The following is a 25,599-nucleotide window of genomic DNA, read 5'->3' as shown; positions in this document are numbered from 1 at the left end:
GGCACCAACTAGCGCCCGGATGCCTTGCGGCACCGGGCGAGGGAGCCAGTTGTGCTCGACGCCTCGTGAACATCGAGCACGACTGGTGGAGACTCTACTCGTAGAGACGGAAGACGTTCAGCGTACCGCCCTGCGGGATATGCTGCAGGCCAGCGGCCTTGGTCATGGCCGTCGCACCGATGGCGCCGAACTTGTCGCTCAGGTCCAGACCAGCGGTGACCGGAAGACCGATCCAGCCGCCAATGCCGGAGTAGACGCCGACGTACTGCTTGCCACCAACCTTGTAGGTGATCGGGTTGGCGATGATGCCCGAACCCAGCTTGCGGCTCCAAAGAACCTTGCCGGAATTCCGGTCGACAGCGCGGAAGTCACCGCCCAGCGAACCGTAGAACATCAGACCACCGTCGGTGACCATCGTACCGGCCCAGTTCGGATACGGATCCGGGATCTCCCAGAGCGTCTTACCCGTCAGGACGTCGTACTTCTTGATCTTGCCGGTCACACCTTCCTTCTCAGGATACATGTACACGTTCGCGAACACGTAGACCGTGCCCTGGTTCGTGTGCGTGCGCTCCTGAGGCTCGAGCTCCATGCACCAGTTGTTGGTGGGCATGTAGAAGATGTTCGGCTCCTTTGGATCAACGGCACCCGGCTGGCGATCCTTGCCACCCATAGCAGACGGGCAAGTCGAGACGTTGCGGCCAACTTCGAGCGGCGAGTGGTCACGCACCTTGATCGGACGGCCTGTCTTCATATCGATCTTCTCGGCCCAGTCCGTCGTCACGTATTTCGTGGCGCGCAGAAGGGTACCGTCGGTACGATCCAAGACATAGGCAAAGCCGTTACGGTCGAAGTGGGTGAGAGCCTTCACCTTCTTACCGTCGATGTCCATGTCGGTAAGAATGTTCTCGTTGATGCCGTCATAGTCCCACTGGTCAAACGGAGTCATCTGGTAGGCCCAGACAGCGTCGCCGTTGTCGACCTTGCGAGCGAAGATCGTCATCGACCACTTGTTGTCGAACGCACCAGTGTTGCACTCCTCATGGGTCTTATCGGGGCAACGATAGGATGGGCTCCACAGGCCGGGGTTGCCGGTCGCGTAGTAGACCAGCTTCAGCTCGGGATCGTAGGAATACCAACCCCAAGCAGCACCACCACCAATCTTGTAGTCCTCACCGGGGAAGGTCTTGATACCAAGATCCTCACCAGCCTGACCGAATTGGGGGTTGGCCTTGTTGGTTTCAGGCGTCAGGCACACGCCCTTTTCGGAACCCGTGCTGTGGCACACCCAAGCCTCGGAACCGTCCGCAAGATTGAAGGCGGCAACGCGGCCACGAGCGGCGAACTCATCGCCACCAAAGCCCATAATAACCTTGTTATCGGCTATCAACGGAGGCGGCGTGATGGTCTCACCCTTCTCGGGATAGGCGTACTTGACGACCCAAACTTCCTTACCGGTCTGGCCGTCCAGGGCAATCACGAAACCATCGAGAGTGCCATAAACGAACTTGCCATCGGCATAGGAGCCGCCACGGTTGACGGTGTCGCAGCAAGCGCGCGGCACAGCCGACTCGTCACGGTCGGTCTTCTTGACATACGACCAAACCTGCTTCGGGTTGTCGGCATCCGTCAAATCGAGAGCCTGAACAACGTTACAGTTGGCCATGGACGGGCAACCAGAAACCATGAACAGCATGGTCTTGCCACCAACGTCCTTGATCACAAGCGGCTGACCCTCGTGACCACGAAGGGCGTTCGTGCCCTGGGCCCAAGACATCTGCAGCTTGTTGACGTTATCGGTCGTAATGTCTGAGAGCGTGCTGTGACGCGTCAGCTCAAAGTCGCGACCAGGGGCGGGCCACTGGTCGGGATCAGCCATGCGCTTTAGCTGCTCCTCGTCGGAGTTCATTGAAAAGGCCTGACCAGACATGCCCATCGTCACTGCGACGACGGTGCCGGCAAGCACACCGAAACTCATTCTCATAGATTTTCCTCCCTAGCGATTCGGTCCACGGAACCGAAAGCCACTCCAGTTGAATTGCCTGAGTGCCCCGGCTTGGCCGGGAACTTTTGGCATCAGGCTCTTCTTGATATCTCCAAACCGGCCTATCCTGCAGGTCCGGATTCGATATACTGTCTAGGCCGGTTCTTCATCTGATTCTCGGGCTTGGACTTCGCCTGCCACAAGAGATGCCTCAGCCGGCAACTCGTGCGGCAGCGGTCAGGTGGAACGGACGGCACCAATGGGCAAAGGCGCGACACTAGCGATCGAGGTGAAGCAAGAGGGACGCGAACCCATTTTTCTTGCACTCTCTCGTGCAATTATTGCCGAAATCGAGAGGGGGCGGCTCAAGCCCGGTGATCCCCTCCCCGGAACCCGCGCGCTGTCGAAGAGCCTGCTGCTCAACCGCAACACGGTCGATGCCGCTTATCACGAGCTCACCATGCAGGGCTGGCTTGTAACGGAGCCATCTCGCGGCACGTTCGTTGCGCACGACTTGCCGGACTTCGGTCGCGAGCGTTGTCTGGCAGACACCACTGCCACAGGTCGTCCCAACGCCACCAAGCAATGCAGCCGAGCCCTGAGCCTTTCCGATGGTTTGCCCGATCCCCGGATTGCCCCCACTACTGCACTAGGCAGAGCATTTCGCAGAACCTTGAAGTCACCGGTGTTCCTTGACGGCGCGTATGGCGACCCGCGCGGTAACGAGGCGCTCCGGACATCGCTTGCCCACTACTTGACAAACGAACGCGGTCTAACACTCCACTACGATGACGTACTGATCGCGCGGGGGAGCCAGATGGCCTTGTACCTCGCTGCTGCAGCTGTCGCTGAGCCCGGATCGAAGATTGCCGTCGAATCGCCAGGCTATCCGCTCGCCTGGGCCGCAATTCGTGCGGCAGGTGCACGCGTAGCGGCGGTTCCGGTGGACGATGGCGGCATCAACGTTGATCGACTAGAGCAGCTTGCTGCCCGAGAGCCTAGCCTCAAGGCCGTGTACGTAACTCCGCACCACCAATACCCCACGACAACTACCCTCGGCGCGGCGCGGCGACTGCGTCTCTTGCAACTAGCCCGACGGTATCGCTTGACCATAATCGAAGACGACTACGATCATGAATACCGCTTTGACGGACACCCTGTGTTGCCTCTGGCGGCTCACGCTGAACGTGATGCATCTGTGGTCTATGTAGGCTCGCTTTCGAAGATTCTCGCGCCCGGCATTCGGATCGGTTACGCGGTGGCACCGCCCAAAATTCTCAAACGTATGAGCGATAGGCGTGAGGCCATCGACAGGCAAGGAGATGTGTTTCTAGAACTCGCGCTCAGCGAGTTAATTTCGGATGGTACGCTCCGACGGCATGCTCGAAAGGCGCGCCGCGTCTATCACGCGCGCCGAGATTACTTGTATGGGTTGCTGAAGAGACACTTCTCAAAATGTGCCGAGTTTGTCCTTCCGGCGGGCGGGCTTGCGATTTGGTTGAGGCTTAACCCAGGCTTCCACGCTGAAACCTGGGCTCGGACGCCGCCGACCTTGGTCTCTCTGTTCTTCCGGGAGCTCATTTCACCCTGAAGCCGGCCGAGGCGCCCGAGGCCTTCCGACTCGGGTTTGCAACCCTCAGCGAAGATGAGATTTCAGAAGCGATTAAGCTGCTCGTGAAGGCAAATCCAGGTCGCTCCAAGCGAGTCTGAAGCCGTGCCGTCGACTTTTTAATCGACCTCGATGCACTAAAATGTCCGTCGCAGCCTTTCGCCTTACGCTGTCGGTCGCAGCAAGCCTGGCCACACGCCCCATGTCGCAACTCTGCTGGCAAGCGCAGCGATCCAGGATGCTAGAAATCCATAGGTCCCTTATCGGCGATTGCGGGACCGCACTGCCCGGCCTTCCCTGCCGCATCACCGACACGAGCATTGTCCAACCCGATCGTCGGCCAGCTTGCGCTGCGTCAACGTTCCGCCGGGCCGGGCTGGCGATAAAGGCGAGAACATGGCGTGTCCTTGCGGTTTGCGGCCTTCCCCCCAGCCGCCCGTCGGGACGGCCGACCAGCCTTGGACGCCAATGTAGGGTGAGTTAGGGCGCACCACGCCGTTATGGGGCGCCGCGAGCCAGACAGGGGATCCGAGAAAACGACACGCATCGGGACAGCCGACTGCGGCACAGGGGCGTTCGCGTCCATCGTGTGTCAAAACCGGGTACTCCCGAGCAGTTCGCAGGGAGTGCCGAGATGACCACGACGCGTTCGACGCCTGGGGCAAACCGGGCTCTTTGGCTTTCGACGGTTGCCTTCACGGTGTGCTTCGCCGTGTGGACGATTTTTGCCATCATCGGTGTACGTATCCAAGAAAATCTCGGTCTGAACGAGACCGAATTCGGCTTGCTTGTCGGGACGCCTATCCTGACCGGCTCGCTCAGCCGCATATTGCTCGGCATCTGGACGGACCAGTATGGCGGCCGTGTCGTCTATGTCCTGACCATGTTGTCGGCCGCTGCTGCCACCTTCCTCCTCTCCTTCGCCACCACCTATCCGTGGATGCTCGTCGCGGCTCTCGGCGTCGGGCTTGCAGGCGGCTCGTTCGCCGTCGGCATCGCCTATGTGTCCAAGTGGTTCCCGCCGGAGAAACAAGGAACGGCGCTCGGCATCTTCGGCGCCGGCAATGTCGGCGCGGCGGTCACGAAGTTCGTAGCCCCGTTCGTGCTCGTGGCCTTCGGCTGGCAGATGGTCGCCGTGGCTTGGGCGTCCGTCTTGGCCATCACCGCGATCGTCTTCTGGCTCGCCACCGACGACGACCCAGAGATCAAGGCCAGACGCGCCCGCAATGAGAAGCCGCGCTCGCTGCTGGCCCAATTGGAGCCGCTGCGGCATCAGCAGGTCTGGCGGTTCTCGCTGTACTACTTCTTCGTGTTCGGCGGGTTCGTGGCACTCGCATTGTGGCTGCCCCGCTACATGATCGGCGTTTACAAGCTCGACATCGAAACCGCGGGCATGCTCGCGGCATTATACTCGATCCCTGCAAGCCTCTTCCGTGCCTATGGCGGGCATCTATCCGACCGCTACGGGGCGCGGACGGTCATGTACTGGACCTTTGGGGTCTCGCTGGTTTGCCTGTTGATGCTGTCCTACCCGCAAACGGACTATGTAATCCACGGCATTAAGGGACCGATCTCCTTCTCGACGCAGATGAATCTGATTCCGTTTGTGGTCACGATTTTCGTTCTGGGCTTCTTCATGTCGCTCGGCAAGGCCGCGGTCTACAAATACATCCCCGTCTATTACGGCAATAATGTCGGTTCGGTCGGCGGATTGGTCGGCATGATCGGCGGCCTCGGAGGTTTCGTGCTGCCGCTGGCCTTCGGTGTCATGGCCGATCTGACCAGTATTTGGACGAGCTGCTTCATGCTGCTGTTCCTGATCGTCGCCGTCTCGCTCGCCTGGATGCACTTCTCCATTCGCCACATGGAGCAGCGCGCCGCCGGCGACGTGCTGGCCAAGTTGCCGCCCCTCGCCGAGCTCGAGCACGCGCACAGCCACGAGGAACATGGCCCGCACCATGGGCTGATCGAAGACTGGCGCCCTGAAGACGAGACGTTCTGGGAGACCACGGGGCGCCGTATCGCGCGGCGCAATCTATGGATCTCCGTGCCGGCGCTCCTGCTGGCTTTCGCGGTCTGGATGGTGTGGAGCGTGGTCGTGGCTAAACTCCCGGCGATCGGCTTCACCTATTCCACCGATCAGCTGTTCTGGCTGGCGGCATTGCCAGGCCTCTCCGGCGCGACGTTCCGCATTTTCTATTCGTTCATGGTGCCCATTTTCGGCGGCCGATTGTGGACGGCGTTGACAACCGCCTCACTGCTCATACCTGCCTTCGGCATCGGCTACGCCGTGCAGAATCCCGATACGCCCTATTTGCTGTTCCTTGTCCTCGCACTGTTGTGCGGCTTCGGCGGCGGTAACTTTGCTTCGTCCATGGCCAATATCAGTTTCTTCTTCCCCAAAAAGGAGAAGGGCAACGCGCTGGCGCTCAACGCCGGTCTCGGCAATCTCGGCGTGAGCGTCGTTCAGTTCGTCGTGCCCCTGGTGATTACCGCCGGCGTCTTCGGCGTGGTGGGGGGCGAGCCGCAGACCACGTCGGAAGGCACACGGCTGTGGTTGCAGAATGCCGGATTCATCTGGGTACCGTTCCTGCTCGTCACCACGGTCGCTGCCTGGATCGGCATGAACGATATCGCTTCGGCGAAAGCGTCGTTCAGCGAGCAGGCGGTGATCTTCCAGCGGAAGCACAACTGGATCATGTGCTGGCTGTATACGGGCACGTTCGGCTCATTCATCGGCTACTCGGCGGGCTTTCCCCTTCTCGCCAAGACCCAGTTCCCAGAAGTGAACTCGCTGCCCTTGGTCTTCCTGGGACCTCTGGTCGGCGCTCTGTCGCGCGCCGCGACGGGATGGATCGCCGACCGCTGGGGCGGCGGGCGCGTCACCATCTGGGTGTTCACGGTCATGATCGCCGCGGTCGCTGGTGTCCTCTTCTTCCTAGGTATCAAGGATCAGCCTGGTGCCTTCTGGGGCTTCTTCGCGATGTTCTTGATCTTGTTCTTCGCAACAGGCGTCGGCAACGCTTCGACCTTCCAAATGATCCCGGCGATCATGCGCAAGGAAGTCGGCCGCTTGATGCCCGGCTTGACCGCGGCCGAACAGACACGCCACGCCGACAAGGAATCCGCGGCGATCATCGGCTTTACCTCGGCCGTTGCGGCCTACGGCGCCTTCTTCATCCCCAAAGCCTACGGTAGCTCGATTGCGGCGACCGGCGGACCCGAACTCGCGCTGTGGGGCTTCTTGGGTTTCTACGCGACGTGTATCGCGGTCACGTGGTGGTTCTACACCCGCCGCGCCGGCCTGCTCCACGACATCGAACGCGGCGGCCCGTCGGACTCGGGCACGAGGCGCAAGACGGCAGAAGCCGGGAAGCCGCCGAGGTCGTTCCCGTGCCGGCGGGCGTCAGCAGGTGAAGGCGCCCTCGGATCATCGGCCGAGAGTACGGTATTTCGTGGCCGGACCATGCGTACTGCTTGCATCCGTCGTCGCGTTCGGCGCTACGGCGTTTGCCCAGGAGGCAACATACAATCCGCAACAAGGGGCGCCGACGCGCTACCAGCCGCCGCACGAGGGCTTTTTGAACGCTAGGTTCTGGACCGACACCCGGTATCGTTACGAGTATGTGGACCAGGGCAACAAGCCAAAGAACGCGCGCGCCTCGACAATCCGCAACAAGACCGGCATCGAGTCCGGCTTCTTCCATGGTTTCCGGGCGGGCGTCGAGGGAGAGTTCGTACTCGAGCTTGGACCCGACGATTTCAACAACACGATCAACGGCCGCACCCAGTATCCGGTCGTGGCGGACGTCGAGTCCGCGGAAGTCGATCAGGCTTATCTAGAGTCGTACAACATTCCGGGCGTGGTGCTGCTCGGCGGCCGCTATTTGGAGAACCTCGACAATCTCCGCTATGTCGGCTCGGTGGCTTGGCGTCAGAACGACCAGACCTTCGATGGTGCCAAGGCGACCATCACGGCGCTCCCCGGGGTGGAGCTGCTCTACGCCTATATCGGCAATGTCAACCGCATCTTCAGCGACCGTTCGCCGGCCGGAAACATCAATTCGAACGTGCATCTGATCCATGCCGAGAGCGAAGAGCTCTCAATCGGCAAGCTCACGGCCTACACGTATTTGATGGATCTCTACGACCTCGACCCGCTTTCCAACGCAAGCTTCGGCGGTTTTCTCAAGGGTAAGCAGGGGCTGACCGGAGGCATCGACTACCACTATCGCTTCGAGTATGCGCACCAGATCAGCTACGGGGATGCCCCGGTCGACTACAATGCGGACTATGTGCGCGTCGAGCAGGGTCTAAGCAAAGCCGGGTTCACCGGCACGCTCGTCTATGAGCTGCTGGGCAGCGACAATGGCGTCGCTGCGTTTCAGACGCCCCTTGCCACGGGACATATCTTCAACGGCTTCGCCGACGTCTTCCTGGTCATCCCGCCCACGGGCCTGCAGGACTTCTACGCGCAGGCGAAGTACAAGGTGCCGACGAACACCGGCGGCCCGTTCAGCTATTTTGGCGGGCTGCTGCTCCTGGCCCAATACCACGAGTTCCGCTCCGCGGTGCAGAACCTGGACTACGGCTCGGAGTTCGACTTCTACTCCTACCTGCCCTTGCGCGACGGTTTCTATGCGCAAGCCAAATATGCCAACTACCAAGCGGACGACTACTTCGTCGACACTCAGAAGGTCATCTTCGGACTTGGATATCAGTACTAGTGTCGAGCACGCGCGCCCTCAGCTGTCGAGTCTAGGGCAAGACCGGAAGAACGCGACATTGGGACAGAAATCCGCGGCCCTTCTTCCCCCGTCACCGAGCAGCCAGCGGCGGCATACCCCAGCATGCTGACAGTAGCGGCACTTGGCGCGTGCCTCGATAAAGGCAAGCCCGCCATCCACGCGTATCGCCGCAAGGACATCGACTCCTTGCGCCTCCATCATCTGATCCATCAAGGCGTACCGTTGACTTAGCTCCTCCTTGGTGGCCCACAACAACCTCGAGTTTGGCATCACGCACCTCCTTGTTCCGCATACGCGGCTATTGAGCGCGGTCCCTTAAAAGCAGCTCCGCCGCTCCGGGTCGTTGCTCCGCGACAAACTCGCGGCCGAAAGTTGTTGGCTCCCCGCCTAGCCGGCATGCTCCACACGCCGTCCGAGCAGCATTGGCCCATATTCGAGAACAAAGAGCATGAAGGCGGCGATCCAGGCTATACCCGCAGCCGTCACCAACGGCCCGTGGCTTCCGGAACGAGCCCGGCGCCGATGCGCAGCAGCGCCGCCGCCACGACGGCGCTATACATGAGGATCGTGAGGGCCGAAGCGCTAAGAGGCCGTCCAGTGTGACCACGCGATGCACGAGTCATGATGGCAAGGGTCATCAGTCCGATGGCGCCCACGGTCCATGCGTGAAGCGGTTCAGTGCCGGCAAAGCTGTTCGGGACGAGCACCGCGATCGCCCCTAGAAAAAAACCGAGCGGAACGAACGCGTAGCCGAGGTGGAGAACAAAGACGAGCGGCTCGCGCCAAGTCTGCAGGCCGGTCCAACGCCATAGGCGTACACAATGCAGGAGCGCGGCCCCCAGGAACAAGACGCCGGTCCCGGCGGCTCGCGGAACGACAATCCACGAGATGAGGGCGGCAGCCGAAGCGAGCAGTGTCACCACATCGAAACGGTCGAACGAGACCGGGAGGCGCTTGGCCTTGTTTCGCATCAACCAGGTGTGCGTAAAGCTGGGAACGACGCGCCCGCCGATCAGCATGATCAGTCCGATGAGGGCCGCAATCCCGACCCGGCTCCCATAGTTGGCGCTTCCTGCGGTCAAGACCTCTGCGTGAAACGCTATATCTGCCGCCGCGAGAAACGTGACAAGGATGAGCGGCTTGAGATTACGCCAATTGCGCCCGACAACAACCTCACGCGCCATCAACACCAAGAGACACGGCAAGAACAAGCTATCGAGCACGACGGCCGGGAGCGGGCCGATGGTCCCAGTTACAAGGAACGCTAGGCGCGCCACGCCCCACAGCGTGAATATCAGAGCCAACCGCCAGCCCGCGACCGGGAGACGGCCTGTCCAATTGGGGACAGCTGTCAGGAGAAATCCCGCAACGACCGCACCCGTATAGCCAAAGATCATCTCATGGGCGTGCCATGCCAGAGCACCGTAGCCCTGGCCCAAGGTCCACAGTCCGGCAAGCGCGCCGATCCACAGAGCCACGGCGACGACCGCCCAAAACGCCGACCCCAGGAAGAATGGCCGGAAACCATAGGTAAAAAGCGCGAAAGCGCTATCCCGCTCGAGTCTCCGCTGCATCGTCCGTGGGACTCCATCCTCCCGGTTCAAACGGACGGATAGTAGCGGCGGAGCGGGTCGCCAAACTTGCTTCAACGCAAGCTCGGTTTCAGGTGTAAGGATTCGCCACCTACTCTTTGCCGCTAGGGGCCTGCTCGGCCAAGTGCGACAGGCCTTCGACATCGCTGACAACGACCTTTCGGCGCCCGATCGTGACAAGGCCCTCGCTTTCCCACCCGCTGAGAATCCGGCTGACGCTGTGGAACGTCGTTCCGGACGCCTGGGCAAGATCTTGTTGGGTGATGGGGAAATCAATCATGACGCCCTCCTCCGTGCTACGGCCGGACTGGGCGATGAGCCGCAACAATGTGTGGGCCACACGCCGTTCCACCTCCTCGGTCGACAGTTCCTTGACCCTGGTATGGGCTTCCTGGAGCCGGTCCCCCATCATCCGCATGACGTTCAACGACATGGACGGATGAGACGTCATGAACTCGTCCCAAATATCGCTCGGCCAGACGAGGGTGACGCTGTCGATGACAGCCGTCGCCGTCGCCGGGTAATCCTCCCGGCTCAGCGCCTTGGCGATGCCGTAGATGTCGCCGGGATTGACGAAGCGGATGAGGACTTGTTGTCCGCTGGGGGTGACCTTCACCACTTTGAGCCGGCCGTGCAGCAACACGAAGAAGGACTTGGTCGGCTCGCCCTGCCGGAACACCGCCGTTCCTTTCGGGATGCGCTGCGCCTTGGCACGGGCGATAACATCGTCCAGCTCGCCCGCATCCATTTCGGCAAAACCGGCAACGCCTGGATCAGGCTTCGGTCCAATTTCGTCATCCCGCCGGGGCCTTTCTGCTAGGTGGCCCCATAGGGTAGCGACCGCCGTGCCGAAAGGTCAAACGTCTACCGTCCCAGAACCAGCGGCAAACCGGCCCAGGCAGCGGCTCCGGCAGACTATTACCCGCTCGTGCTAACTTGATGGGCCTCGGCACCGGCGAGGACGACGCCTGCGATCTCCGCTTGCGAAACGAGGCGGGCGATGTATTGGGCAGCCGCGCGACGGACGACGCTGTCCCGGAGATAGTCCGCGATTTTGTCGGAGACCAGTTCGAACGGCAATTCCTGTCCTTCGATCCGGCGATCCAGGCGGATAATGTGGACCCCGTAATGGGTCTTCACAGGCTTCTCGCTGATCGTGCCGGGCGCCAGTCCAACGAGCGCTTCCTCGAATTCCGTTGTGGTCTGACCGGCTGTTATCTGACCGAGATTCCCGCCTTGGGCCGCCGACGGGCAGGCCGAGTGAGCCCGCGCCAAGTCGCTGAACCGGGACGGCTGGGCCTGCAACTCCCCAATGACGAGGTTGGCCGCGCGTTCGGCCGCCGCGAAGTCTTCCGCACTGTCCTCTCGTGCTGGAAACAGAATATGCGCGGCCTCATAGATCGGCTCCGAGCGGAAGCGGCGCCTATTGTGCTCGTAGTAGCGCCTGCAGCTTGTTTCGTCCGGTTCTGGTGTCGTGACCTTCCGCTCGATCAGCTCTCGGATAAGGGCCTCATCTTCCGCCTCGCGGCGCCCGCTTGCGTCCCGGCGGGGGACCGGCGCCATGCCGAGGCGGCGCGCCTCCTGGAGCAACAGTTCGCGGACGACGAGCGCGTGCGCCGCCGCCTGCCACGCCTCGATCGGTTTGAACGCCGGATGGTGCTGCGCTTCGCGCGCGATGGCATCGTGCGGAATCTCCACGCCATTGACACTGACGGGACTGCGCTCCGGGAGCGTATGGGCGGCGCACGTCACTGCACTCACTCCGCCGGCATGGGTCGATCGCCAGGGCGATGCGGTGCCATCCCGTGCCGCCTGCCATAGCGACCGCCCTGCTCCCGGGTGCGAACCACCTGATAGCCCCGCCGCCCAAGGTACCAGACCGGCGCGCTCCAGATATGGACGAGGCGGGTGAATGGAAAGACCAGGAAGATCGTCATGCCGAGGAACAGATGCAGCTTGAAGATGGGATTGACGTCGGCGACCAGCGCCGCCACGCCAGGCTGCAGCGTCATGATCCCTTGTGCCCAGGTCATGAACTTCAGCATCTCCCCGCCATCCAAATGCTCCAGTGAGATCAAAATGGTGGCCAAACCCAAGATGAGCTGAACGTAAAGCAACAAGAGAACCGCGATATCGCCAAAGGACGAGGTGTTGCGGATGCGGGCGTCAAACAGGCGCCGGTGCACAAGCAACGTCAGCCCAACAAAGCAGGCGATGCCCGCAATGCCGCCCACCACGATGGCCATCATCTGCTTGAAGCCATGAGAGATGCCGAGAAAATCGAACACGGCTATGGGCGTCAGCAGGCCAACGAAGTGGCCGAGGAAGATGACGAGGATACCGACATGAAAAAGGTTCGAGCCCCAGGTGAGCTGCCTGCGCCGCAGGAGCTGGCTCGACCCCGACCGCCATGTGTATTGCTCACGATCGAAGCGCAGGAGGCTGCCGATCAGAAAGATCGTGATGCAAAGATACGGGTACCATCCAAACAGAAGCTGATTGATGGTGGCATTCACGGCGCTTCTCCCTTCATCGGCATGTCGGCAACCGGACGCCGGCCCGCGCGGATTTGTGCCACGAGACGGTCCTTGCAACTCGGTCCGGCGTCGGGCCCAAAGGTCACCGCCTCCTCCTCCCACTGAGCATCGAGCGCGGCGAAATCGTTCGGATCGGCGTCGGGACCTTCGGGCACCAATTCTATATCCGCCGTTTCGGGGGCCGGCGTGGCGAGCGCCGCCAGCGCCCGGAACACGGCCTCGTACGGCGCGTCCCGTTTATGCAGACGCTCGGCGAGCGCGTTCAGAATATGCGTGGTCTGCCCCAGCATCTGCAGGGCGTCAGGCAATGGCAGCGTCGACAGAAATTCGAGAAATGCCGGCAGGTAGTCCGGAAGCTCACTCGCGCTGAGCGTCAGCCCACTCTGTTCGTACTGGGCCTTGAGGTCGATCATCGCTTGGCCGCGGTCGCGACTTTCACCATGGACATGCTCGAAAAGGTGTAACGACAAGGACCGCGTACGATCGAACAGTTCGACGTAGCGCTCCTGCAGGTCGTAGAGGTCGCCTGTCGCCATCTCCTCGATCAGTGCGTCAAGCAAAGGCCGGCTCTCGGGCGGCAGAAGGTTCTCTTCGTCGAGAGCCATTCTCAGTTCGGGCGCCGCATCGACAAGGGCCGCTTCGGGATAGCCAAGCAGGGCCGACAAGACCTTGAGGGTTTTCGTCATTAGCCAACCTCCAGGGGAGTCTTGTGCTTCTTCGGCGTGCCGAACAGGTTGGGCTCCGACGTTCCGCCCGAGCAACCATTGCCGAAGGAAAACCCGCAACCGCCGCGAATATCGTAGGCGTCCTCGGTAAGCTCGCGATGAGCCGTGGGAATGACGAAGCGATCCTCGTAGTTCGCGATCGCCATCGTCTGGTACATGTCGTCCATCGCGTCCGTCTCGAGACCGACCCGGCGGGGAATGCTCTCGTCGATCACGCCATCCACGGTCTTCGCCCGCATATAGGCGCGCATGGCGAGCATGCGCTCAAGCGCCGTCGCCACTGGCTCCTCTTTTCCGGCCGTCAGCAGATTGGCGAGATATTTGAGCGGAATCCGTAGACTGCGGACATCGGGCATCTCGCCGTCATGTCCGATCTTGCCCGCCTCCACCGCCGCGTTGATCGGCGACAGCGGTGGCACGTACCAAACCATCGGCAGCGTGCGGTATTCCGGATGGAGCGGGAAAGCCACTTTCCAATCCATCGCCATCTTCCACACCGGTGAGTGGACTGCGGCTTCGAGCCAATTATGCGGCACGCCGTCGGCCTGCGCTTGCGCGATGACCTCGGGATCGTTGGGATCCAGAAAGATCGAGAGCTGCGCTTCGTACAGATCCTGCTCGTCGGCGGCGCTGGCGGCTTCTTCGATGCGATCCGCGTCGTAGAGCACGACGCCGAGATAGCGGATGCGGCCGACGCAGGTCTCGGAACAGACGGTGGTGAGCCCGGCCTCGATGCGCGGGTAGCAGAAGATGCATTTCTCCGACTTACCGCTCGACCAGTTGTAGTAGATCTTCTTGTACGGACAGCCCGACACGCACATGCGCCAGCCGCGGCACTTGTCCTGATCGATGAGGACGATGCCGTCCTCCTCGCGCTTATAGATTGCGCCGGACGGGCACGCGGCGACGCAGGCCGGGTTGAGGCAATGCTCGCACAGCCTGGGCAGGTACATCATGAAGGTGTTCTCGAACTGCCCGTAGATCTCCTTCTGCACGCCCTCGAAATTGACATCCGGCGAGCGCTGCTCGAACTCGCCGCCGAGGATCTCCTCCCAGTTCGGGCCCCACTTGATCTTCTCCATCCGCTCGCCGCTAACGAGAGACCGGGGGCGCGCGGTCGGCATGGCCTGCATTTCAGGCGCCTTTTGCAGGTGCTCGTAGTCGAAGGTAAACGGCTCGTAATAGTCGTCGATCTCCGGCAGGTCTGGATTGGCGAAGATGTTCGCGAGCACGCGCCACTTCGAGCCGATGCGGGGCTCGATCTGGCCGTTGCGTTTGCGCCGCCAGCCTCCGTTCCAGCGGTCCTGGTTCTCCCACTCCTTGGGGTAGCCAATGCCCGGCTTGGTCTCGACGTTGTTGAACCAGGCGTATTCCATGCCTTCGCGGCTGGTCCACACGTTCTTGCACGTGACCGAACACGTGTGACACCCGATGCACTTGTCGAGATTCAGCACCATCGCGATTTGAGCACGGATCTTCATTCTGCGGCCTCCAGGTTAGCGCTGTCGGAAGCCTGGTCCGCGGCCGGACGCTCCAGCCAGTCGACATCAGCCATCTTGCGTATAATGACGAACTCGTCGCGGTTAGACCCGACGGTGCCGTAGTAATTGAAACCGTAGGATTGCTGGGCATAACCGCCGATCATGTGTGTCGGCTTCACCACGGTGCGCGTCACCGAGTTGTGGATGCCGCCGCGCTGACCGGTCTGCTCGGAACCCGGAACGTTCACGATCTTCTCCTGCGCGTGATACATCATGCACATGCCTTCCTTGACGCGCTGGGAAACGACGGCGCGGGCGACGAGCGCGCCGTTCGTGTTGAAGGCCTCGATCCAATCGTTGTCGACAATGCCCGCTTTGGCGGCATCGACCTCGCTGATCCATACGATTGGACCGCCGCGCGAAAGCGTCAGCATCAGGAGATTGTCTGTATACGTGGAGTGGATGCCCCATTTCTGGTGGGGCGTAATGAAGTTCAGCACGACGGTTTTGTTGCCGTTCGGTTTGCGATCGACAACCGGTTTCACCGTCTTCGTGTCGATTGGCGGACGGTAGACGCAGAAGCCCTCGCCGAAGGCCCTCATCCAAAGGTGGTCCTGATAGAGCTGCTGGCGGCCGGTGAGTGTCCGCCACGGGATCAGCTCATGGACATTGGTGTAGCCCGCGTTGTAGCAAACGGTCTCCGACTCAAGACCCGACCACGTCGGCGAAGATATGATCTTGCGCGGCTGCGCCACGCAGTCCCGGAAGCGAATTTTTTCGTCTTCCTTGTGCGTGGCGAGGTGAGCGTGTTCGCGGCCTGTTGCCTTGCTCAAAGGCTCCCAGGCCTTGACCGCCACCTCTCCGTTTGTCTCCGGAGCCAAGGTCAAAATCACCTCGGCGGCATCGATATCTGTGTCGATCCGCGGCAGCCCCTCCGTCGGTCCGTTCTCAACGGAACCGTTGAGTCTTTTAAGGAAGTCGACCTCGTGCTCCGTGTTCCAAGCGATGCCCTTGCCGCCATTGCCGAGTTTGGTCATCAGGGGCCCGAGCGACGTGAACTGCCGATAGAGGTTGGGATAGTCGCGCTCGATCACGGCGACTTGCGGCATGGTCTTGCCGGGGATCGGTTCGACCTCTCCGCGCTTCCAATCCTTGACGTCGACCGCCTGGGCGATCTCGGAGGGCGTGTCGTGCAGGATGGGCGTCAGCACGACATCGGTCTCTTTGCCGAGAACCTCGGGGGCAACCTCGGAAAAGGCCTTGGCGATGCCCTTGTAGATTTCCCAGTCGCTGCGCGCGCCCCAGACCGGATCCACGGCCGAGGTCAGCGGATGGATAAAGGGATGCATGTCGGAGGTATTGAGGTCGTTCTTCTCGTACCAAGTCGCGGTCGGCAGCACGATGTCCGAGTACATACACGTCGTCGACATGCGGAAGTCGAGAGTTACGAGGAGATCGAGCTTTCCTTCCGGCGCCGTGTCGTGCCAGACGACGTCCTCCGGTTTCTGCTTGCCGTCTTGGCCAAGATCCTTGCCCATGACGCCGTGCGACGTGCCGAGCAAGTGCTTTAGAAAGTACTCGTGGCCTTTGCCGGACGAGCCGAGCAGGTTCGAGCGCCAGACGAAAAGATTGCGTGGCCAGTTCTTCGGGTTGTCCGGATCATGGCAGGACAGCGCCAGGTCGCCGGACTTCAGAGCCGACGCGACATACTCTTTCGGCTCCATGCCGGAGGCCTTGGCCTTCGCGGCGATCCCCAGAGGGTTTTCCTCAAGCTGCGGCGCGGACGGCAGCCACCCCATGCGTTCGGCCCGGACATTGTAGTCTATCAGCGCGCCGTCCCAGGGCCCGGCCGGCGCCGTGGGAGACAAAATCTCTTTCACGTCCAGCGTCTCGTAGCGCCATTGATCAGTGTGGGCGTACCAGAACGATGTCGAGTTCTGCTGCCGCGGCGGGCGCGCCCAATCTAGCGCGAAGGCAAGCGGCAGCCAGCCCGTCTGGGGGCGGAGCTTCTCCTGACCCACATAGTGCGACCAGCCTCCGCCGGACTGACCGACACAACCGCACATCACCAGCATGTTGATGACGCCGCGGTAGTTCATGTCCATGTGATACCAATGGTTCATCGCCGCGCCGATGATGATCATGGAGCGGCCATGCGTCTTCTCGGCGTTCAGTGCGAATTCGCGCGCCACCGCGACGATCTTGTCACGCGATATGCCGGTGATTTTTTCGGCCCAGGCCGGAGTGTACGGCATATCGTCGTCGAAACTCTTGGCGACGTTCCCGCCGCCGAAGCCACGGTCGACACCGTAGTTAGCAAGGAACAGATCGTAGACCGTCGCGACCAGCGCCTCGCCGTCGGCGAGCGCGACGCGCGTCACCGGAACCTTCCGCTCCAACACGCTATCGTGGTCGCTCGAGGTGAAATGTTCGTGCTCGATATTGCCGAAATACGGGAAGGCGACGTCCGCCATCTCGTCCGTGTGATCCGAGAGTGTCAGGCGAAGCTTGACGTTCGACTCGTCCGACTTCTTCTCCTCGAGGTTCCACTTGCCTTGTTCGCCCCAACGGAAGCCGACCGAGCCGAGCGGGACCACGACGTCCCCTGATGCCTCATCGATCGCGACGGTTTTCCACTCCGGATTGTTGGTTTCGCCGAGCGCTTTGTCGAAATCGCTCGCCCGCAGGAACCGCTCCGGCACAAGCCTGCCATCCTGTTTCACCAGCCGGACAAGCATGGGCATGTCGGTATATTTGCGGACGTAGTCGCTGAAATATTCCGCCTGCCGATCGACGTGGAACTCCTTGAGAATGACGTGGCCCATGGCCATGGCCAGCGCCGCGTCCGTTCCCTGCTTCACGGACAGCCAGAGATCGGCGAACTTCGAGGCCTCGGAATAGTCCGGCGATACGACGACGCTCTTGGCACCGCGATAGCGGGCCTCGGTGTAGAAGTGAGCGTCCGGTGTCCTCGTCTGCGGTACGTTGGAGCCCCACAAGATGAGAAAGCCGGAATTGTACCAGTCGGCGCTTTCGGGCACGTCGGTCTGCTCGCCCCAGGTCTGCGGCGATGCCGGCGGCAAGTCGCAATACCAGTCGTAGAACGACATGCACACGCCGCCCAGCAGCGACAGGTAGCGCGAGCCCGCCGCATAGCTCACCATGGACATGGCCGGGATGGGAGAGAAGCCGACCACGCGGTCGGGCCCATAGGTTTTCGCCGTATACGCGTTAGCGGCGGCGATGATTTCGTTGACCTCATCCCAATCGGCGCGGACAAAGCCGCCAAGACCGCGTTTCCTGACGTATGAATCCCGCTTCGCGGGGGTCTCAACGATCGAGGCCCAGGCGGCGACGGGTGGACGCGCGCGACGCGCCTCGCGCCACGCCTTGAGCAAACGCGAGCGCACGAGCGGATATTTCACGCGGTTGCCGGAGTACAGGTACCAGGAGTAGCTCGCGCCCCGGGAGCATCCGCGCGGCTCGTGATTTGGGAACTCGGGCCGCGTGCGTGGATAGTCGGTCTGTTGCGTCTCCCACGTAACAATGCCGCCTTTGACGTAGATCTTCCAGGAACAGGAACCGGTGCAGTTGGCCCCGTGTGTAGAGCGAATGATCTTGTCGTGCTGCCAGCGTTTGCGATAGCCATCCTCCCAACGTCTGTCTTCGCGCGTGACGACGCCGTAGCCGTCGGAGAAGTCGTCGACGACCCGATCGAAGAAGGTGAGACGATCGAGAAAATAGCTCATGCGTTTCCTCCCCGTTCAGCGGCCGCCGAACCGGTTGTTGCACGTATGTCGACTACGCAAGTCAATCGTGGCCACGCCTTGCCCAGACGCCACCAGGAGGTGCTCCGCAGGGCTGAATTCCCCGTCGAGCGATCTAAGTCTGACTGTTTGGGCCGCGTGGAACGTTGATGGCCATCAAGTTGGAAACCGATGAACTGACTCCGGCGATTCCAGTACGAGACGTGACAAGAGCCACCACAAGAACCCACGCGAAATGTCCGCTTCAGGTCAGGAGCAGACATCGGGATCCGAATTTGCGGCGTCTGGTTAGTACCACTGAGCCGACATTGCCGACCTAGGGCTCGATGCTGGCCCAATCCCACAGGGAGACACCTGTGGATGGGACTCACGAATCGCCTGCTCATGGCAGGACTGGTTTCCGAAGCCGTCGAAGCCCGATCTCTGTTAGCACCTCACCGTGGTGCACCGAATTCTGCCTTTGGCGGTGAATGCTCGGTCCAATGCTTGCGTGAGGGCATCGACCTGATCCTTATGTTTGCTCGCAGGAAATGCCATGAGCTCGTGTCGGAAGTCGTCAAGCCACCCCGCTTGCCGCGGCAGGTATACGGAGCCGGCCTCGATCCGCGCCGTGTGCGCTGACATGCGTAGCACCTTGTCCTGAGTCGGCTTGACGCCGATGGCGTGAATGCCCTCCCTTTTCAGGTCTTGGATTAGGCTCATCCCCGATCCCTTCTCCTCAATGACCAGGGAATACGAACGCGGCAGCTGCCAACGGCGATGCATCTCGATAACTCGACGCCGCAGATCAGGATAGTCGAGCCGCTCTCGCAAGACATCGAGGATCCACACCGTCTCGCCTCGTGTCTGCAGCACGATGCAGGCAGAGTAGTCCGCCAACTCCCCCGCACTCATCGCCGTGTCCCAACTGACAATCAGCTTATCGCCTGATTGCCAAGCAGGAGGACTGTCATAGAGTGGAAACCACGACCACTTGATGAGGTTTCCACTTGGGGCCACGGGTTGCTGCTGGTACTGCGCGGCAAAGTCCAAGGAACCCATCGTGTGCTTTAGGTCGGCCAAGACCTTCTCGGAGTCGCGAGTAGGGTGCAGTAACTCGCCCACCCTGCGTCGGTAGACTCTGTCCTCCCCGATCCGCACTTCATCGTCCGTCTCTGCAATGGCAGGAAGCCTCAGCTCGGTCCAGCCGTCTTGTTCGAGGAGATGGCCAACGAGGTCGTCCACATGCAGGCGCTGCATCACCACGATAATGGCATCATCGGCTTTGCTGTCGAGGCGCGGGACGAGGGTGTTGGCGTACCACTGCTTGAGGTTCTCCCTCGCGTTCTCGGAGTGGGCATCCTGTGGCTTCATAGGGTCGTCGATGATGAGCAGATTGCCTCCGCGGCCGGTTAGCGTTCCTCCCACCGATGTGGCGTAGCGGAAGCCTCTCGCGGTCGTCATGACCTCGAGCTCGGTATCCTTGGCCGCACTGACGCGCGTTGATCTGAAGAGGTTCAGGTAGAAGGGCGAGCGGACCAAAGCTCGAAAGTCATTCGCATGCTTTCGGGCAAGGCCCTCGGAATAGCTGACGCAGATGATGCGGCGCGTTGGATCGTGACCGAGAACGAACGCCGGAAAGGCTACAGATGCGCAGATCGACTTCAGGCTGCGGGGCGGGACGGTGATGATCAAGCGACTGATCTCCCCGTCTAGCACGCGCGTCAACGCATCGGCGATTGCCTCAATATGCCAGTTCGGCTGAAACCTATCGCCCGCCGAGACAATGGGGAAAGCCCTCTGAACGAATGAATAGAGATCTTTGCGAAAAATGGCGTCCAGGTCACATGGACGAAGGCCTTTCAGAAGGCTGGTTCGTGCTTCACTCATTCTCTGACTCCAGATGGACTGTGGCTTGGCTGGAACCGGAATCGTCTTCTTGCTGGCTGTTCTGCATCGCCAGCGCGCCGTGACGTCTTAGGAACTCCTCGACGATCAGGGCGTCGTCCTGCCCGACATTCTCCGTTTCTGTCGGCTCCGCTACGTCATCCATGAAACCAGCCAACCTCAAGAGCTGAAGGACTGACGCAAAGGCCTTGTTGTCATTCATGAGCGCGTTGGTGAGCGTCATGCGGATGAGAGCCTCCTGTTTCGATAAACGCCGCGTGCGATCTCCCTCACGAACGTGTATTTTCTCTGCGAGCACCTCCTTGAGGATGGTCTTGAAGTTTCTGTGCCCTTTTGGTCGTCCCTTCGGATTGCCCGACTGACCCGGCTTGAACTGCGCGTGCTTCGGCGGCTTTTGGTATCCGACTTCGTAAGAGGCGGAATCCCGGGTTCCACGACTTCCGTTCTTACGCTTCCCCATCATTCGCCCCCTCGCTGGCCGCTTCGTGCAGCCTCTGACGCACGCTGGCGACTTCCTCGAAGGTCTGGCCCGAGCCGCGGAGAGTCGCATCGCGCCGTGTGAATGCCTGCCATCGACGAACGGCGACATCGACATATTTGGGTGCGAGTTCGATGGCAAAGGCGCGCCGCCCCACGCGTTCCGCAGCCATGATCGTCGTACCAGCACCACAGAAGGTATCCAGCACCGCATCCCCACGACGCGTACAGTCCTTCAGCGCATCGACCACCATTGCGATCGGCTTGACTGTCGGGTGTGCTGCGAGATCATCCAGACGACCGGAGCGAAAGCTGTTCACCCCGGCGTAGTGCCAGACGTTCGAGCGCGAACGCCCATGCCGGCCGAGTTGAATATTGTTGCGGTGTGGTTCAGCACCGACCCGGAACACGCCGATGAGTTCGTGCTGGCTGCGATAGAAGCTTCCCTGCCCTGCATTGGACTTTGCCCAGACAACAAGGTTCAGCATGGCGCCGTACACGCCCCGGCCAGCGCAGACCAATTCTTCTACATGTCGCCAATCCATGCACACGAAGTGGACGGCCCCGTCCCGCGAAGCAGTGGAAGCAACGCTGAGGGTTTCTTGGAGAAACTCGATAAACTCGGGACGTGACATTTCTCCGGAGGCCATTGCAAACTCGTCATGCTTTGTCCGCCCTCGCCCGACGATGTCTTTGACCCTGACGTTGTAGGGCGGATCGAGAAACGCCATTGCAGCGCGCTCCTTACCCATGAGACGGTCGATAGAGCCGCTGTCCCGTGCGTCTCCACACAGAAGGCGATGAGCGCCCAGCTGCCACAGGTCTCCTGGTTTGCTGACGATGGGTCCGGCCTCCCAGGCGGGCTCCAACCTGTCTGCTGGATCCCTGCTGTCCTTCTCAAAGTCAGCGACGATTTGGTCGATCTCGATCGCCTCAAAGGCGGTAATAGAGATATCCAGGTTCTCCTCGATCAGGAGATCGGTTAGCTCAGGGATCTCGGCAGCCAGTCGTTCGCGGTCCCATCCCGCGTTGTCTGCAATCTTGTTGTCGGCAAGAAGAAGCGCGCGTTTCTTCGCCTCACTCAAACCGTCCAGAACGACTGCCGGCGCCTCCTGAAGACCGAGCATTTTGGCCGCCTCCAGGCGGCCATGGCCGGCGATGATCAGCCCGTCTTCGTCAATAAGGAGCGGCACGACGAAGCCGAATGCCGTGATGCTGTTCGCAATCTGTCGGATTTGCTTCTTCGAGTGGGTTCGCGCATTGCGCGGATTAAGCTTGAACGTGCTCAGGGGCACAGATTGGATTGTTGGCATGACGTCCTCCATCATGCTTGGGCGAAGACGCACGAGTGACGTCACCCCAAGCAGGGTTCAAAAAATCAGTTCTGAAGGATTCAGGCCTTAACTCTTGGCGACTGAGCGCTCTGCGATCTCAGTGACCTTACCAATCGCCTCTGGCGATCAGGAATTCGCGGACGCTGGCTCTGCCTTGTCCGTGGCAGGCTCTGCCCACCCAGCCAAAGACCGGCTCAGAGTGCAGTGAAACATTGCTTCCAGCTGCAGCCTGGGCTCCGCCCATTCGTACCGATTCGGTCTGCCTACTAGAATGATGTTGCCCTCGTTCAAGTCAAGAGGCCTCACTCTTCGGATGTGGTGCGGATACCGCTGGACTTCCCTGCCAAAGAGAGCGTGCATGCAGGCAGCGAGCACCTCGCCTCCGTCATCGTCCTCCCCCGGCCTGCGGGCCGGGCTGTGGGCAGTGGAAGCACCGGCATCGGGCCGGCGCGCCATGATGGAGGGAACCCATGCCCAAACCCAAACCCAGACTCAAAAGCTCAACGACACGCAGCTCGTGATCTTGAGCGCCGCGGCCCAACGGAGCGATCATGCGCTGTTGCCCTTTCCGCAAAACCTAAGCGTGAGAGGCGCCGCCCTCGACAAAATCATTACGTCCCTACTCAAACGGAGTCTGATCGAAGAGCGCCCTGTTGCCGATGGCGCACGGGAATGGCGACGCGATGAGGACAGTCGCGCCTACAGCCTCTTCCTCACGACAGCTGGGCTTGCGGCACTCGGAATTGATGACACCGAAAAGGACCAACCCGCGACGGCGGCCGCCCCTGGCAAAGGCAGAGCGGAGACCGCATGCCCGCGTCGCAACGTGAAGAAGGCGTCATCAGCAACACCCAAGAAGCGCTCTGCGTCTCCACAAAGCAAGCAGGCTCTCGTGATCAAGATGCTACGCCGGAAGCCGGGCGCCACCATCGACGACATTGTCGCCGAGACTGATTGGCAGCCGCACTCCGTACGCGGTTTCTTCTCAGGCATCGTCAAGAAGAAGCTCAAGCTGCCGCTCGTCTCCGAGGTCGGCAAGAACGGCGTGCGACGCTATCGCATCGCAGCGGCGACATCCCATAAGGCTTAGAGCCATGTCAGGAACTACAACCGCTCGACCGCGCCAAGTGCAGGGGCGTACTATTGACCTTGCAAGCGCTAGCCTCGACGAACTCCGCGGTGAGTGGCGACGGCTTTGCCGCACCGTATCGCCAAGGATCAGCCGAGATCTTCTAATCCGCGGAATCGCGTATCGGCGCCAGGAGCTTGAGCACGGCGGGCTCGGCAAGACGACGCGCCGCAAGCTCAGGACACTGGCAAGGATGTTCCGGACCACAGGCCGGGTGGCTCCAGATCCTGGCCTCACCCTGAAGCCGGGAGCCCGGCTGGTGCGCGAATGGCATGGCCGCACGCACACCGTCACGGTGACTGAGGACGGCTTCGAATATGCCGGGGCGAGCTATCCCTCACTCACAAAGGTCGCAAAGAAGATCACAGGTGCCCATTGGTCCGGACCTCGCTTTTTCGGTCTCGTGCGAGCCGGCACAAGTTCTAAGACGGGAGCAAACAATGGCTAGGTCGCGAGAGGCGACGCCTCGCCCCTCAAGACTGCGTTGCGCCATCTACACCCGCAAGTCCTCGGACGAAGGTCTGGAGCAGGCGTTCAATTCACTCGATGCGCAGCGCGAAGCCTGCGCGGCCTTCATCCTGTCCCAGAAGCACGAGGGATGGTCGGTCTTGCCAAATCTATATGACGACGGCGGTTACTCAGGCGGGACATTGGACCGCCCTGCCCTACAGCGGCTTCTCGCCGACATCGCCGAAGGCACGGTGGATGTGGTCGTCGTCTACAAGATCGATCGGCTGACGCGCTCCCTGTTCGACTTCGCCAAGATCGTGGAAGTCTTCGAAGCGCGTAGCGTCTCCTTCGTCTCCATTACGCAGCAGTTCAACACTACCACGAGCATGGGCCGCCTAACCCTCAATGTCCTCTTATCCTTCGCTCAGTTCGAGCGGGAGGTCGCGGGAGAGCGCATCCGTGACAAGATCGCCGCCTCGAAGAAAAAGGGTATGTGGATGGGCGGCCTGCCACCGCTCGGCTATGACGTCCGGGATCGGAAGCTCGTCGTCAATGAGGAAGAAGCAAAGACTGTGCTCAACGTATTCCGGCGTTATGTCGAGCTTCGATCAGTGCGCGCCCTTAAAATTGAACTCGATGCTGCGGGAATTCGCAGCAAGTGTCGTACCTTTGCCGACGGGGCTAACTATGGTGGTCACAAGCTTTCTCGCGGTGTCCTTTATCTCATGTTGCAGAACCGCATCTATCGCGGCGACATCACGCACAAGGGAAGTGCCTACCCCGGAGAGCATAAAGCCATCGTGGACCAGGCCCTGTGGGACGAGGTCCAAGCTGTCCTCGCCGAGAACCGGGTGGATCGGAGCACAGGCGCAGATGCGAAGTATCCCAGCCTCTTAGCGGGACTGGCCTTCGACGACAGCGGCGAACGATTGACTCCTACGCATGCCGTGAAGAAGGGCACGCGTTATCGGTACTATGTATCGAAATCACTCATCACTGGAGCAGCCAAGGACCATTCACAGGGGCGGCGGATTCCCGCCGGCAACTTAGAGAACCTAGTGATCGGCAGGCTCCGCGACTTCCTCGGCGATGAGGGAGCGGTCCTGAGTGCTATCAGAGATGAGGAGCAGAACGGAGCCCAGCAAAAGAGGCTTATCACACGTGGCCGGCAGATTTCCGACGAACTCCCCACGCTTGCCCCAGACTTAGTGCGATCCATTCTCATGGCGCTGGTCAACCGGGTCGACATAAAAGCCGAGCACGTGGAAATCAGAGTGTATCGACAGCGGCTTCACAGCCTACTCCGGGCGCAGACGTTAGAGCAGCCTTCGTTCGCGCCGGCTGCTACGGGCACCGACGACATCCTGAAACTCAAGGTCAAGGCGCGACTCCAGCGCGTTGGCCGAGAGATCAAGCTCATCGTGCAAAACGCCGAGGATCGCGCGATCGCCGATCCAGGATTGCTGCGGATCATCGCTCGTGCGCATGACTTTCAAGAGCGTTTGCTACAGGATCCCGACCTAACGGTGCCGGCCATAGCCGGCCAAGAGCGACTTACCATCGGGTACCTGTCACGCCTGCTGAGGCTTCCGTCGCTGGCACCCGATATCGTTACTGCCATCATCAACGGAAAACACCCACCCGAACTCAGCGCGAAGCGGCTGATGCGGCTGGCGCTCAAACTCCCTACCGACTGGAACGAACAGCGCAAGCTGCTCGGGTTTCAGCGACAATAGGGCGGGTTTTGCGCCCTGTTGCTGCGCGATGCTTCCGTTGCACTCGACATAAAATGTTGACCACCGAATGCCCGCCGAGAGACTTGCGCCTCGGCAGCGGCCTTCGTTCCGCACAAAGACGTCTCTGCCGCAAGGCTGGCGTG

At 60.9% G+C, this 25,599-nt stretch carries 16 protein-coding genes and 2 pseudogenes; 6 read left to right on the top strand and 12 right to left on the bottom strand.

Translation table 11 applies throughout. From position 1 onward, the window contains the following. Nucleotides 1–94 precede the first annotated feature (94 nt). Nucleotides 95–1,984, bottom strand: a complete 1,890-nt coding sequence (locus AUC70_RS07595; protein WP_069444295.1) for a PQQ-dependent dehydrogenase, methanol/ethanol family — start codon at nucleotides 1,982–1,984, stop codon at nucleotides 95–97. Nucleotides 1,985–2,243: 259 nt separating this feature from the next. Here AUC70_RS07595 and pdxR point away from each other — a divergent pair, with 259 nt between their 5' ends. The 3 genes and pseudogenes from pdxR (at nucleotide 2,244) to AUC70_RS07580 (ending at nucleotide 8,320) form a co-directional block, all read left to right on the top strand. Next, a complete protein-coding gene (pdxR, locus tag AUC70_RS07590; protein ID WP_244505544.1) occupies nucleotides 2,244–3,575 on the top strand; it encodes a MocR-like pyridoxine biosynthesis transcription factor PdxR in 1,332 nt (443 codons plus the stop codon). A gap of 652 nt (nucleotides 3,576–4,227) precedes the next feature. Then, nucleotides 4,228–6,918 (top strand): annotated as a pseudogene (locus tag AUC70_RS07585) (nitrate/nitrite transporter); the annotation flags it as partial. A gap of 256 nt (nucleotides 6,919–7,174) precedes the next feature. After that, the gene (locus AUC70_RS07580) at nucleotides 7,175–8,320 is read left to right on the top strand and encodes a hypothetical protein (protein ID WP_141702017.1); all 1,146 of its coding nucleotides are present in this window, start codon (nucleotides 7,175–7,177) and stop codon (nucleotides 8,318–8,320) included. 18 nt (nucleotides 8,321–8,338) lie between these two features. Here the strand turns inward: AUC70_RS07580 and AUC70_RS18820 are convergent, their stop codons facing one another. From AUC70_RS18820 to AUC70_RS07525, 11 genes and pseudogenes are all read right to left on the bottom strand, one after another. Then, the gene (locus AUC70_RS18820) at nucleotides 8,339–8,539 is read right to left on the bottom strand and encodes a DUF6455 family protein (RefSeq protein WP_425283190.1); all 201 of its coding nucleotides are present in this window, start codon (nucleotides 8,537–8,539) and stop codon (nucleotides 8,339–8,341) included. 284 nt (nucleotides 8,540–8,823) lie between these two features. Continuing rightward, a complete protein-coding gene (locus AUC70_RS07570; protein ID WP_158007397.1) occupies nucleotides 8,824–9,915 on the bottom strand; it encodes an NnrS family protein in 1,092 nt (363 codons plus the stop codon). 109 nt (nucleotides 9,916–10,024) lie between these two features. Further along, nucleotides 10,025–10,731, bottom strand: a pseudogene (locus tag AUC70_RS07565) (Crp/Fnr family transcriptional regulator). Between the two features lie 120 nt (nucleotides 10,732–10,851). Further along, the gene (locus tag AUC70_RS07560) at nucleotides 10,852–11,694 is read right to left on the bottom strand and encodes a peptidylprolyl isomerase (RefSeq protein WP_342022001.1); all 843 of its coding nucleotides are present in this window, start codon (nucleotides 11,692–11,694) and stop codon (nucleotides 10,852–10,854) included. After that, the gene (narI, locus tag AUC70_RS07555) at nucleotides 11,691–12,449 is read right to left on the bottom strand and encodes a respiratory nitrate reductase subunit gamma (RefSeq protein WP_083241381.1); all 759 of its coding nucleotides are present in this window, start codon (nucleotides 12,447–12,449) and stop codon (nucleotides 11,691–11,693) included. The genes AUC70_RS07560 and narI overlap by 4 nt, the downstream gene beginning before the upstream one ends. Further along, nucleotides 12,446–13,156: a nitrate reductase molybdenum cofactor assembly chaperone gene (gene narJ / locus AUC70_RS07550; RefSeq protein ID WP_069444291.1), complete on the bottom strand. Its 711-nt coding sequence runs from the start codon at nucleotides 13,154–13,156 to the stop codon at nucleotides 12,446–12,448. The genes narI and narJ overlap by 4 nt, the downstream gene beginning before the upstream one ends. Further along, on the bottom strand, nucleotides 13,156–14,676 hold the full coding sequence (gene narH / locus AUC70_RS07545) for a nitrate reductase subunit beta (RefSeq protein ID WP_069444290.1): 1,521 nt from the start codon (nucleotides 14,674–14,676) through the stop codon (nucleotides 13,156–13,158). Before narH ends, narJ begins: the two co-directional genes overlap by 1 nt. Continuing rightward, a complete protein-coding gene (locus AUC70_RS07540; protein WP_069444289.1) occupies nucleotides 14,673–18,425 on the bottom strand; it encodes a nitrate reductase subunit alpha in 3,753 nt (1,250 codons plus the stop codon). The genes narH and AUC70_RS07540 overlap by 4 nt, the downstream gene beginning before the upstream one ends. Nucleotides 18,426–18,869: 444 nt before the next feature. Further along, a complete protein-coding gene (terL, locus tag AUC70_RS07535; protein ID WP_069444288.1) occupies nucleotides 18,870–20,312 on the bottom strand; it encodes a phage terminase large subunit in 1,443 nt (480 codons plus the stop codon). Next, nucleotides 20,305–20,793, bottom strand: coding sequence for a DUF5681 domain-containing protein (locus tag AUC70_RS07530; protein WP_083241380.1), 489 nt, complete (start codon nucleotides 20,791–20,793; stop codon nucleotides 20,305–20,307). Before AUC70_RS07530 ends, terL begins: the two co-directional genes overlap by 8 nt. After that, nucleotides 20,777–22,120, bottom strand: coding sequence for a site-specific DNA-methyltransferase (locus tag AUC70_RS07525; protein ID WP_069444615.1), 1,344 nt, complete (start codon nucleotides 22,118–22,120; stop codon nucleotides 20,777–20,779). Before AUC70_RS07525 ends, AUC70_RS07530 begins: the two co-directional genes overlap by 17 nt. Before the next feature lie 379 nt (nucleotides 22,121–22,499). Here AUC70_RS07525 and AUC70_RS07515 point away from each other — a divergent pair, with 379 nt between their 5' ends. Genes AUC70_RS07515 through AUC70_RS07510 form a run of 3 tightly spaced genes read left to right on the top strand, consistent with a single transcriptional unit; the run spans nucleotide 22,500 to nucleotide 25,456 of the window. Next, nucleotides 22,500–23,231, top strand: coding sequence for a DUF3489 domain-containing protein (locus AUC70_RS07515; RefSeq protein WP_244505543.1), 732 nt, complete (start codon nucleotides 22,500–22,502; stop codon nucleotides 23,229–23,231). Nucleotides 23,232–23,235: 4 nt separating this feature from the next. Then, a complete protein-coding gene (locus AUC70_RS16225; protein WP_083241379.1) occupies nucleotides 23,236–23,718 on the top strand; it encodes a DUF2924 domain-containing protein in 483 nt (160 codons plus the stop codon). Continuing rightward, nucleotides 23,711–25,456 (top strand): recombinase family protein, encoded by a 1,746-nt coding sequence (locus AUC70_RS07510; protein ID WP_069444285.1) that lies wholly within the window; start codon nucleotides 23,711–23,713, stop codon nucleotides 25,454–25,456. The genes AUC70_RS16225 and AUC70_RS07510 overlap by 8 nt, the downstream gene beginning before the upstream one ends. The last annotated feature ends 143 nt before the right edge of the window (nucleotides 25,457–25,599 follow it).

This window comes from Methyloceanibacter stevinii (assembly GCF_001723355.1).
Lineage (GTDB): Bacteria > Pseudomonadota > Alphaproteobacteria > Rhizobiales > Methyloligellaceae > Methyloceanibacter > Methyloceanibacter stevinii.
Note: the sequence above shows the minus strand (reverse complement) of the source record. Positions and strands in the feature narration are given on the sequence as shown.

Bases quoted from the DNA above. Each gene is read 5' to 3' on its own strand.
- AUC70_RS07595 (WP_069444295.1), bottom strand. From the start codon at position 1,984: ATGAGAATGAGTTTCGGTGTGCTTGCCGGCACCGTCGTCGCAGTGACG.
- pdxR (WP_244505544.1), top strand. From the start codon at position 2,244: ATGGGCAAAGGCGCGACACTAGCGATCGAGGTGAAGCAAGAGGGACGC.
- AUC70_RS18820 (WP_425283190.1), bottom strand. From the start codon at position 8,539: ATGGAGGCGCAAGGAGTCGATGTCCTTGCGGCGATACGCGTGGATGGC.
- AUC70_RS07570 (WP_158007397.1), bottom strand. From the start codon at position 9,915: ATGCAGCGGAGACTCGAGCGGGATAGCGCTTTCGCGCTTTTTACCTAT.
- narJ (WP_069444291.1), bottom strand. From the start codon at position 13,156: ATGACGAAAACCCTCAAGGTCTTGTCGGCCCTGCTTGGCTATCCCGAA.
- narH (WP_069444290.1), bottom strand. From the start codon at position 14,676: ATGAAGATCCGTGCTCAAATCGCGATGGTGCTGAATCTCGACAAGTGC.
- AUC70_RS07540 (WP_069444289.1), bottom strand. From the start codon at position 18,425: ATGAGCTATTTTCTCGATCGTCTCACCTTCTTCGATCGGGTCGTCGAC.
- terL (WP_069444288.1), bottom strand. From the start codon at position 20,312: ATGAGTGAAGCACGAACCAGCCTTCTGAAAGGCCTTCGTCCATGTGAC.
- AUC70_RS07530 (WP_083241380.1), bottom strand. From the start codon at position 20,793: ATGATGGGGAAGCGTAAGAACGGAAGTCGTGGAACCCGGGATTCCGCC.
- AUC70_RS07525 (WP_069444615.1), bottom strand. From the start codon at position 22,120: ATGCCAACAATCCAATCTGTGCCCCTGAGCACGTTCAAGCTTAATCCG.
- AUC70_RS07515 (WP_244505543.1), top strand. From the start codon at position 22,500: ATGCAGGCAGCGAGCACCTCGCCTCCGTCATCGTCCTCCCCCGGCCTG.
- AUC70_RS16225 (WP_083241379.1), top strand. From the start codon at position 23,236: ATGTCAGGAACTACAACCGCTCGACCGCGCCAAGTGCAGGGGCGTACT.
- AUC70_RS07510 (WP_069444285.1), top strand. From the start codon at position 23,711: ATGGCTAGGTCGCGAGAGGCGACGCCTCGCCCCTCAAGACTGCGTTGC.